This is a genomic window from Thermostichus sp. MS-CIW-25, assembly GCF_054060015.1.
The window spans coordinates 1-9340 of the sequence record NZ_JBSSCS010000062.1 but is presented as its reverse complement, the minus strand read 5'-3'; the positions used below and the strand labels follow the sequence as shown (position 1 = coordinate 9340).

The following is a 9340-nucleotide window of genomic DNA, read 5'->3' as shown; positions in this document are numbered from 1 at the left end:
CGTCAGCAAATCCCTGCAAGGTGCGGTCAATCTCTTGACGCAACTCTTGTGGGACTATCAGCTTGCAACGTACAGAGATGGTCTGGCTCATGGGCCTATCGTAGCTCATCCAGGTTCTATCCCAGTACTCTTATATGGAGGCGGGCTTTCCTCCCGGCACCAAGCCTGCGGCTATGGTGCGGGCCTCCAGCCCGAAAATAGGTGAGGTGGGATCCCTGGTCAGCTTGCGTGGGGTTGGCAAGCGCTACCCCAGCCCGTCTGGGGAATTGGTGGCGCTGCGGGATATCAATCTGGAGGTGCAGCGGGGCGAGTTTATCGCCTTGATTGGCCCTTCCGGTTGCGGCAAAACCACGCTGCTGCGTATTTTGGCGGATCTGGAGCAGCCCAGCGAGGGATCCGTGTCCATTGCAGGACGAAGCCCCCGACAGGCCCGGCAGGAGCGGCTCTACGGCTATATTTTCCAGGCCCCGACCCTGCTGGAATGGCGCACGGCTTTGCAGAATGTGATGTTGCCGCTGCAGGTGATGCACCTCTCCAAACGAGAGCGTCAGGAGCGGGCCAAAGCGATGTTGCAGCGGGTGGGGCTGGGGAACTTTTTGCACAGCTACCCCTGGCAACTGTCTGGAGGTATGCAACAGCGGGTTTCGCTGGCGCGGGCCTTGGTCTTTGACCCCGAGCTGCTGTTCATGGACGAGCCCTTTGGGGCCCTAGACGAGATCACCCGCGAGAAAATGAACCTGGAGCTGCTGCGCCTCTGGGAGACTACCCAAAAAACCGTCTTTTTCGTTACCCACTCCATTCAAGAGGCGGTATTTCTCTCCACCAGAGTGGTGGTGATGACCCCCAACCCCGGCCAAATTGCCAAGGTGATCCCGGTAGATCTCCCCCAGCCACGCGGCTTCGAGACCTGGCGCTCCACCCGCTTCTTTGAGCTGACAGGAGCAGTGCTGGAAAGCTTAAGGGAGGTCTTCCGCCAGGACTGACCCCCTGCAAGTCAATTCCAGCAAGGGTAGGATGAGACAGAGCCGGCCTCAAGCCCCCCTTGGGATCACCGACGCGATGAGCAGCACCCGTTATCCGTTTGAGCGTGTTCGCGAGCACTTGCTCTTCCAATCTTTGGAAGATGCCGAGTGGAAGGCATTGACGGCAGCCCTGTTGCCCAGCCGCTTTTCCCCAGGCCAGGTGATCTTCCAGGAAGGGGATCCCAGTAGTGACCTGTACATGATCCTCAGTGGAGTGGTGGAGCTGCGTCGCCAGTACGTGCGACATCCAGGAGATTATTGGCTGGCCACGCTGCACGCCGGGCGCTTGTTTGGGGAACTTTCTCTGCTGACGGGGCGGCGGCGCTCCTTTACGGCAGTGAGCATGACCGAGGTGCAAACCCTACGCCTTTCCACCGAAGGGCTGATCCTGCTGCCTCTGGAAGTCCAGGTGAAACTCTACCGCGCCTGGAGCCAGATCATCAGCGAGCACCTTTACTGGCTGGATAGTATGTTCACGGATCTGCTGGAGCAGCGAGGGGTAGAAAATGTAGCCTCGGCTATGGCTCTGCTGCACCAGCGCTATCCCGCTTGAAAGAGGCTCAATCCCTGCTCCGCATAGGTTTGCAGGTCAACGTCCACGAAGACAACCCCTTGGATCCCAAATTTTGTCTTCAGAATGTTCAGGGGTTGCGATATCATGTGCTAAGCAGCAGCCCCCAAGAGATTTCAAGCAGCGAGGTCAGGAGCAGTGGTTAGGGTAGCCATCAACGGGTTTGGTCGCATTGGTCGCAACTTTTTGCGCTGTTGGCTGGGTCGCTCCCAGTCCAACCTGGACATTGTTGCCATCAACGACACCTCAGATGCTCGCACGGCTGCCCACCTGCTCAAGTACGATTCCATCCTTGGGCCGTTGCAGGGAGCAGACGTTGAGCCTGCAGAAAACGGTTTGGTGGTGAACGGCAAGCACATCCATGCCGTTTCCGACCGCAACCCCAGCAACCTGCCCTGGAAAGAGTGGAAGGTGGATCTTGTTATCGAGGCTACAGGTGTTTTTGTCGACTACCAGGGCGCCTCTAAGCACATAGAAGCGGGAGCCAAAAAGGTGGTGATCACCGCTCCGGCCAAGGGGGGAGACATTCCCACGTTTGTCTACGGTGTTAACCAGCACACCTACGACCCGGTGCGCCACAACATTGTCAGCAATGCCAGTTGCACCACCAACTGCCTCGCCCCGATCATCAAGGTGTTGCTGGACAAGTTCGGCGTCCTTCGCGCCACCATGACCACCACCCACAGCTACACCGGCGACCAGCGGATTTTGGATGGGGGCCATCGTGACCTGCGGCGGGCGCGGGCAGCAGCGTTGAGTATGGTGCCCACCACTACCGGGGCGGCCAAGGCGGTGGCTTTGGTGATCCCGGAGCTGAAGGGCAAGCTGAATGGGGTGGCGGTACGGGTTCCCACGCCCAATGTGTCTCTGGTGGATTTGGTGGTGCAGACGGAGCGGCGCGTGATTGCCGAGGAGGTAAACGCTGCCCTGAAGGAAGCCTCAGAAACTACGATGAAAGGGATCCTCGCCTATTCGGACATCCCGCTGGTCTCGATTGACTATCGCGGCCACGATTGTTCGGCCATTGTGGATGCGGAGATGACCAGTGTGCTGGATGGGGATCTGGTGAAGGTGATGGCTTGGTACGACAACGAGTGGGGCTACTCCCAGCGGGTGGTGGATCTGGCCGAGTACATGGCTGCTCACTGGGTGGAGTAGGCTGCTTCGGTTGGCTTCCCCATCATTCTCCCATCAAGAACTGGGCAAAAACCTGCCAGCGCTTGCCGTCGTGGAGGAGAAGCGTCAAAGCCGACGCCGTGAAGGAACTTTGAAAAAAACGGGTCTTGAACTGCGGCCAAGCGGCGCGAAAGTGGGCGGGGGTTAGATCTCGAAAGGCAACGGTCATGTGGGGCACGAACGGACGGCCCTGAGCGGTTGTCTCTTTCTGGTTGAGAAGGATCCCCATGTGGTGATGGGCTTGAGCTTGTAGCCGCTGCAGTTCTGGGGAGGGCACGACATGGATAAAAATGACGCGCGGTGCGAAGGCCCCAAAGCCGGATAGCTGGATGGAGACGGGGGTCTGACGCCTGGCAAAGTCCTCTAGGGATCCCGTCAAGGCTGGCAGCTCGGAACTGGGCCACTCGAACGGCGGCACCAGGGTGATGTGGGGGGGAGAGCGCAGAGCTGCTCGGCTGGCAAATTGCTCTGCAAACTCTTGCTGGATGGCCGTCACCTGCTCTTGCAGGGCCGGAGGGGGAAGCAGAGCAAGAAACAGTCGCTGCTTGGGGTTATCCACCAGCATCGGTAAGAACCTAGAGAACAGGGGATAATGCAACTGTAGCCAAGCCCAAACATCTTGTTATGTCGCGTCCTGTCGCTTCTTCCCCTATCCTGGATCCCTCCTCGGCAACCGGATCCCCAGGCCAAGCGCCTCAGCCGGCTCCCATTCCGCCCTACCAGTGGCATTTGTTCCTGTGTGCGGATCAAACTAAGCCCAAATGTTGTGAGAAAGCTGTGGGATTGGAAGCCTGGGACTATTTAAAATCGCGGATCAAAGAATTGGATCTGGAAATCGGGAGCGCCGGATCCCTGCGGGTGCACCGCACCAAAGCCAACTGCCTGCGGGCGTGCGACTATGCTGTTCCCGGCCCTGTGCTGCTGGTCTATCCCGGTGGGTTTTGGTACCACTCGGTCACGCCGGAGGTGGTGGAGGAGATTCTTCAAAAGCACATCTTGGGAGGGATCCCTGTTGTTGAGTATCTGGTAGCCCAAGATACCCTCAGCGCCCCTGATCCAAAAGGGCATGGATAGCCTGCACGCACTCTGCCGTCACCTGCTGCAAATCGGCCTTATCGCTGGAAGCAGGGGGGGGAATCACGTCGCCAATGCGCACCGTGATGGGGCAGAACAAACGCGGCCACCGGGATCCCTTGGGCAGCACTTTCTCGGTACCCCAGAGGGCCACAGGCAACAGAGGGGTTTGCGTTCGCGCTGCAACCAGAGCCGCTCCCAAGTGGGGGTGAGGAATGCGGCCATCGGGGGTACGAGTGCCATTCAAAAAGATCCCCACCGCCCATCCCCGCGCCAAGGCTGCTTCTGTGGCTCGCAAGGCAGCGCGGTCGGAGCCGCCTCTTTTGACCGGATAGGCCCCGTAGAGCTGAATCGCTTGCTTCAACCCCGGCACCCGAAACAGCTCTTCCTTGGCCATGAAGGCCACCGGGCGGCGCACCGCATTGGCCACCAGCGGCGGATCCAAATGGCTGGCGTGGTTGCTGACGACGATGAGGGATCCCTGGCGAGGCACGTTTTCCTGCCCATAGGTGCGCCCAAAATACAGTCCCCGAAACAAGGGGTTGACCACCAGCCACTTGAGCAGCCAGTAGGCCAACCAATCCCGGCGGCGATAACCCATCTGTGAGTCCAACGATCCCTGCCACTCCGGCAGCAGTTCCCTCTCTGAGTGTAGTGGAGGGTGGGTGCTGAAGGGGATCCCTGGGCTTCAGCTCTCCAAATCGGGATCCTCACCCAAAGCCCGCAATCTTGCCGCCAGACGCTCCGCCCGTTGATGTTCTCGCTCTGCCCTTTGGCGTTCTTGCTCGGCCCGTTCCCGCTCCAACTCAGCCCGTTCATCGCCGGTCAGCAGCAACTGCCCTTGGGCATCACACCAGCGCAGCCAGCGAGCTTGTTTCCCCTCAAAAACGCCTTCCCACACCGTCAGGCCCAGCCCCACCTGTTCTAGCCAGGTCTCGGTCATTTCCGCGTAGTGGCGGCCCCGCAGTTCGAAAATGCGCAACTCCTCTGGCCCCAGCTCATGATTGGGATCGAAGACCGCGTAGTAGCTAACTCGCATCTGCTCATAACGGCTCAGCTTGCCTTCCAGCTCGTCGCCTTCGCGGTTGGAGACGATCTCGATCACCACATCCGGCGGCTTGTCAAATTGCCAGAGCAGGTAGCAACGGTTTTGCTTCTCCCACCATTGCTCCGGCACCGTGACGTCCAGGCTGAGAAAAACATCCGGCACAATCGGGGGCCGACCGATGGCGGTGTAGATGCCTACATTTGCCGCTGCTAAAAAGGTTTTGCCGCGCAAAGCGCTGTAGAGAGCCCCTGTCAAGAGGCGCTGCTGCTTTTCGGAGGCGAAATTATCCACCGGGGTATCGTCCTCCGTCACAAGGTCGGCAACGTCGGGAACCAGCAGTTCAGTATCCATGGGCAGATGGGGGTGGGGATGCCAGTGATCTTAGCCGCTCACCTCAGGGATCCTCTGCTCCCTGAGAAACAGAGAAAACAGAGTCCTCGAGCAAGCCCAGGTACAATCGAGAAAGCTTTACTTAACGATGATTTCTTTTTCTTCGCTGCTCGATGCAGATCGACATCCGTCCTGCGGAAAACTCGGACAGTGCGGCTCTGCTCCACATTTTGCAAGTGGTCTTTGCGGAGTATCCAGGCTGTGTATTGGACATCGAAGAGGTGCCGGAGTTGCTTCAGCCTGCCACAGCTTTCGCGGAGATGGGGGGATCCCTTTGGGTGGCGCAGCATCAGGATCAAGTGGTCGGCTGTGTCGGCCTTGTGCCCGATGGGATCCCTGGGCGCATGGAGCTGAAAAAACTCTACACTCTGCCCGCAGTGCGCGGTCGGGGTTTGGGTCGGCGTTTGATTGAACAGGCCGAATTTGCGGCTCGGCAGCAGCAGGCGGACTCTCTGCATCTGTGGACAGATACTCGCTTCACGACGGCTCATCGGGTTTATGAGCGGCTCGGCTATGTGCGTCTGCCGGAAATTCGTGAATTGCACGATCGCAGCAACTCTGTGGAGTATCACTACGAAAAGCGTCTCCGTTGAGGGTCGGGCTGTTGAACTGTGATGCGTTGGTGATTGGCTGTGGAGTGGTGGGCTGTGCCATTGCCTACGAATTGGCCACAGCTGGGCTGTCGGTCATTGGAGTGGATGCCGGGGAGCCGGCCTCAGGCGCCGCGGGCGCGTCGCTGGGGGTGTTGATGGGGATCTGCAGCCGCCAGCCTAGCGGGGAGGTGGTGCAGTTGCGTCTAAAAAGCCTGGAGCTGTTCGATCCCCTAATCGCGCGGCTGGAGGAAGACCTGGGCCGGAGTTTGCCCGTCAATCGGCGCGGCATTCTCAAACTCCTCAGGGAGGAGGAAGTGGAAGCTTGGCAAGAGACCCTGGCGGCCCGCCGACAAGCAGGTTACCGCCTAGATCTGCTCAGCCCTGCCGAAGTGGGATCCCTGCAGCCCGGCCTGCGCAGCGACCTGGCGGCGGCCATCTACTCTCCCCAGGATCGACAAGTCCAACCCAAGCTCCTAACCCAGGCTCTCTTGGAAGCAGCCCAACGCAAGGGATCCCGCTTTTTCTTCCACCAGCCTGTCCAGAAGATTCAGCGCAGCTCGGATCCCCCCTTTCGCCTGCAAACGGTTTACACACCCGCTCTCACCCTCTCGGCAGGGCACGTCATCCTGGCGGCAGGTCTGGGCAGCTCTCCTCTGGCCAAAGAGCTGGGGCTGCAGGTGCCGCTGCAAGCGGTCAAAGGTCAGGCCCTGCGGGTCAAAGCCCCCGGGATCCCCCTGGGGCCCGTGGTCACCGACGCGGATCTGCATCTGGTTCCCCTGGGGGATGGATCCCTGTGGGTGGGGGCAACAGTGGAATTTCAGGCCCCTCATCCCGAGCCGACGCTGCTGGCGCTACAAGATCTGCTGGCCCGCACCATCCGACTCTGCCCGGCTTTGGCCGCAGCAACTTTGTTGGATCATTGGGCCGGCCATCGGCCTCGACCAGTGGGACAGCGCGCCCCCATCCTGGGTTGGGCTCCTGGCTACGCCAATCTGCTCATTGCCACCGGCCATTATCGCAATGGAGTGTTGCTGGCCCCGATCAGCGCCGCCATCCTGCGGGACTTGGTACTGAAAGGGGAAACAGCCCTCTGTGATCTAGGGCCCTTTGCCCCCAGACAGGGCTGAGCCCGTATCCATCTTCCGGCTCTCGGCCCGCCGATGGACAGGACATATGTCAGAATGAAAGGCTGCCTGGTTAGGATCGGATCGTCCGTCGAGTAGCCCAAAGGAGAAGAGAGCCTTGCCGAAGTTCGCCCTAAAAGCCCTCTGGTTGGAAAACGATTTGGCTATTGCCGTCGATCAGGTGGTGGCCAAAAACCGCAGCCCCCTCACCCACTACTTTTTCTGGCCGCGGGATGACGCCTGGGAGCAGCTTAAAGCTGAGCTGGAAAGCAAAACTTGGATCAGCGAAGTGGATCGCATCGAGCTGCTTAACCGAGCCACCGAACTCATCAACTACTGGCAAAACGGCGGGCGCAACCGCCCCATCAGCGAAGCCCAGGCCCAGTTTCCCGACATCCTGATCGGCGGCAACTCCTAGCCCTCTCCCCCCTGTCAGCCAAAACGTGACTCCGGATCTGCCCATCTTGCTCAGGCTCCCGTCTTTGAGCTAGATTGGCACTCGGGAGTTTAGAGTGCTAACTCCCTGCTGGCCGAGCCGGAGGATTCCTGGGAACCCCACTCCGCCTGGCAGTACCCAAAGTAGGAGCCCAGTCAGACTTACGAGGATCGCGGATTCTATGGCAAAGCGGATTCTGTTTAGAGAAGAGGCCCGCAAGGCATTGGAGCAGGGCATCAACCAACTGGCGGATGCAATCAAGGTTACGATTGGCCCCAAAGGACGCAACGTGGTCTTGGAGAAGAAGTTTGGTGCCCCCCAAATCGTCAACGACGGGGTCACGATTGCCAAAGAAATTGAGTTGGCCGATCCTTTGGAGAACACAGGCGCCCAGTTGATGCGGGAAGTGGCCTCTAAGACCAACGATGTGGCCGGAGATGGTACCACCACAGCCACCATCCTGGCCCAAAGCATGGTGCGGGAAGGGCTCAAAAACATCTCGGCGGGCGCCAACCCTGTGGCTCTGCGGCGCGGCATTGAAAAGACCACTGCCTACTTGGTGGAGCAAATTGCGGCTCACGCCAAGGCTGTGGAAGGCCGTAAGACCATCGCCGAAGTAGCCACCATCTCTGCCGGCAACGACAGCGAAGTGGGAGAGATGATCGCCAAGGCCATGGATGCTGTAGGGCGAGATGGGGTGATCACGGTCGAAGAATCCAAGTCGCTGGAAACCGAGTTGGACGTGGTGGAGGGCATGCAGTTCGACCGCGGCTACATTTCCCCCTATTTCGTCACCGACTCGGAGCGGATGGTGGCCGAGTATGAGAATGCTTATCTGCTGATTACCAGCAACAAGATCTCCAGCCTGCAAGATCTGGTGCCCATCCTGGAGCGGGTGGCCCGCGAGGGTCGGCCTCTTCTGGTCATTGCGGAGGATGTGGAGGGAGAGGCTCTGGCCACGTTGGTGGTGAACCGCCTGCGGGGGGTGCTCAATGCGGTGGCGGTCAAGGCTCCGGCTTTTGGGGATCGGCGCAAAGCCATGCTGGAAGATATCGCCATTCTCACCGGCGGGCAGCTCATCTCTGAGGATGTGGGCATCAAGCTGGATAAGGTCACCCTGGACATGATGGGGGTGGCCCGCAAGATCACCGTCACCAAAGACAAGACCACCATCGTGACCGATGGCAGCACCAAAGCGGCGGTGGAAAAGCGGGTGGCTCAAATTCGCAAGCAACTGGAAACCACCGATTCCGAGTACGACCGCGAGAAACTGCAAGAACGCATCGCCAAGTTAGCCGGGGGAGTGGCGGTGATCAAAGTGGGGGCTGCCACTGAAACAGAACTCAAAGATCGCAAGCTGCGCATTGAGGATGCCCTGAATGCCACCCGAGCTGCGGTGGAAGAAGGGATCGTCCCTGGCGGCGGGGCGACGCTATTGCACCTCTCCAAAGGGATCCCGGCTTTCAAGGCCAAGTTGAATGCCGAAGAACAGGTGGGGGCAGAAATTGTTTACCGAGCCTTGCAGGCCCCTCTCTTTCAGATTGCCCACAATGCCGGTCTGGAAGGGTCAGTGGTGGTGGAAAAGGTTTTGGAGAAGGAGATGCCCTTTGGCTTCGATGCCCTGAGCGGAACCTATGTGGATATGTTTGCCCAGGGGATCGTCGATCCGGCCAAAGTGGTGCGCTCAGCGCTGCAAAACGCGGCTTCCATAGCCGGAATGTACCTCACAACCGAAGCGATTGTGGTGGAAAAGCCTGAGCCCAAGCCGGCGGCTGGCTCTGCACCTAAGGGGATGATGTAGTCTTGCGAAAGTAAACTACCCGACACCCGCGCTATGCGCAGGGTGCGGGCTTTATCCCAATCCCTAGCGGCCCCAGAGGACAGCTAAGTTTCGGAATTTCAGGCG

Annotated in this window: 10 protein-coding genes and 1 pseudogene; 8 read left to right on the top strand and 3 right to left on the bottom strand. The window is 59.4% G+C overall.

The annotated features are described in order from the left end of the window. The first annotated feature begins 134 nt into the window (after positions 1-134). The 3 genes from ACVWZ1_RS13835 (at position 135) to gap (ending at position 2751) form a co-directional block, all read left to right on the top strand. The gene (locus ACVWZ1_RS13835) at positions 135-983 is read left to right on the top strand and encodes an ABC transporter ATP-binding protein (RefSeq protein ID WP_457503708.1); all 849 of its coding nucleotides are present in this window, start codon (positions 135-137) and stop codon (positions 981-983) included. A 76-nt stretch (positions 984-1059) separates the two neighbouring features. After that, positions 1060-1575, top strand: a complete 516-nt coding sequence (locus ACVWZ1_RS13830) for a Crp/Fnr family transcriptional regulator (protein WP_414373653.1) — start codon at positions 1060-1062, stop codon at positions 1573-1575. 156 nt (positions 1576-1731) lie between these two features. Beyond that, positions 1732-2751 carry a type I glyceraldehyde-3-phosphate dehydrogenase gene (gap, locus tag ACVWZ1_RS13825; RefSeq protein WP_414413284.1) on the top strand — a complete coding sequence of 340 codons (1020 nt, stop codon included), beginning with the start codon at positions 1732-1734 and terminating at the stop codon, positions 2749-2751. A gap of 22 nt (positions 2752-2773) precedes the next feature. Here gap and ACVWZ1_RS13820 read toward each other — a convergent pair whose 3' ends face one another. Beyond that, positions 2774-3334, bottom strand: coding sequence for a 2'-5' RNA ligase family protein (locus ACVWZ1_RS13820; RefSeq protein WP_414413285.1), 561 nt, complete (start codon positions 3332-3334; stop codon positions 2774-2776). Positions 3335-3393: 59 nt separating this feature from the next. On the opposite strand from ACVWZ1_RS13820, the gene ACVWZ1_RS13815 reads away from it, so the two are divergent. Then, complete coding sequence (locus tag ACVWZ1_RS13815; protein WP_414413286.1) at positions 3394-3843, top strand: (2Fe-2S) ferredoxin domain-containing protein; 450 nt, start codon at positions 3394-3396, stop codon at positions 3841-3843. On the opposite strand, the gene ACVWZ1_RS13810 is transcribed toward ACVWZ1_RS13815, so the two are convergent. Further along, positions 3812-4444, bottom strand: a complete 633-nt coding sequence (locus ACVWZ1_RS13810; protein ID WP_414408400.1) for a lysophospholipid acyltransferase family protein — start codon at positions 4442-4444, stop codon at positions 3812-3814. The two genes, ACVWZ1_RS13815 and ACVWZ1_RS13810, sit on opposite strands and share 32 nt — an antisense overlap. An 87-nt stretch (positions 4445-4531) precedes the next feature. After that, positions 4532-5242: a Uma2 family endonuclease gene (locus ACVWZ1_RS13805; RefSeq protein ID WP_414330056.1), complete on the bottom strand. Its 711-nt coding sequence runs from the start codon at positions 5240-5242 to the stop codon at positions 4532-4534. Positions 5243-5394: 152 nt separating this feature from the next. Here ACVWZ1_RS13805 and ACVWZ1_RS13800 point away from each other — a divergent pair, with 152 nt between their 5' ends. The 4 genes and pseudogenes from ACVWZ1_RS13800 (at position 5395) to groL (ending at position 9235) form a co-directional block, all read left to right on the top strand. Next, entirely contained in the window at positions 5395-5874 is a 480-nt protein-coding gene (locus tag ACVWZ1_RS13800) for a GNAT family N-acetyltransferase (RefSeq protein ID WP_414330053.1), read from the top strand. A gap of 11 nt (positions 5875-5885) precedes the next feature. After that, on the top strand, positions 5886-7001 hold the full coding sequence (locus ACVWZ1_RS13795) for an NAD(P)/FAD-dependent oxidoreductase (protein ID WP_457503707.1): 1116 nt from the start codon (positions 5886-5888) through the stop codon (positions 6999-7001). A gap of 106 nt (positions 7002-7107) precedes the next feature. Next, positions 7108-7416, top strand: a pseudogene (locus tag ACVWZ1_RS13790) (30S ribosomal protein PSRP-3); the annotation flags it as partial. Between the two features lie 199 nt (positions 7417-7615). Continuing rightward, positions 7616-9235: a chaperonin GroEL gene (gene groL / locus ACVWZ1_RS13785; RefSeq protein WP_414418515.1), complete on the top strand. Its 1620-nt coding sequence runs from the start codon at positions 7616-7618 to the stop codon at positions 9233-9235. Positions 9236-9340 lie beyond the last annotated feature (105 nt).

Excerpts from the sequence above, each read along its gene's own strand:
- ACVWZ1_RS13835 (WP_457503708.1), top strand. The coding sequence starts at position 135 with ATGGAGGCGGGCTTTCCTCCCGGCACCAAGCCTGCGGCTATGGTGCGG.
- ACVWZ1_RS13830 (WP_414373653.1), top strand. The coding sequence starts at position 1,060 with ATGAGCAGCACCCGTTATCCGTTTGAGCGTGTTCGCGAGCACTTGCTC.
- ACVWZ1_RS13820 (WP_414413285.1), bottom strand. The coding sequence starts at position 3,334 with ATGCTGGTGGATAACCCCAAGCAGCGACTGTTTCTTGCTCTGCTTCCC.
- ACVWZ1_RS13815 (WP_414413286.1), top strand. The coding sequence starts at position 3,394 with ATGTCGCGTCCTGTCGCTTCTTCCCCTATCCTGGATCCCTCCTCGGCA.
- ACVWZ1_RS13810 (WP_414408400.1), bottom strand. The coding sequence starts at position 4,444 with ATGGGTTATCGCCGCCGGGATTGGTTGGCCTACTGGCTGCTCAAGTGG.
- ACVWZ1_RS13805 (WP_414330056.1), bottom strand. The coding sequence starts at position 5,242 with ATGGATACTGAACTGCTGGTTCCCGACGTTGCCGACCTTGTGACGGAG.
- ACVWZ1_RS13800 (WP_414330053.1), top strand. The coding sequence starts at position 5,395 with ATGCAGATCGACATCCGTCCTGCGGAAAACTCGGACAGTGCGGCTCTG.
- groL (WP_414418515.1), top strand. The coding sequence starts at position 7,616 with ATGGCAAAGCGGATTCTGTTTAGAGAAGAGGCCCGCAAGGCATTGGAG.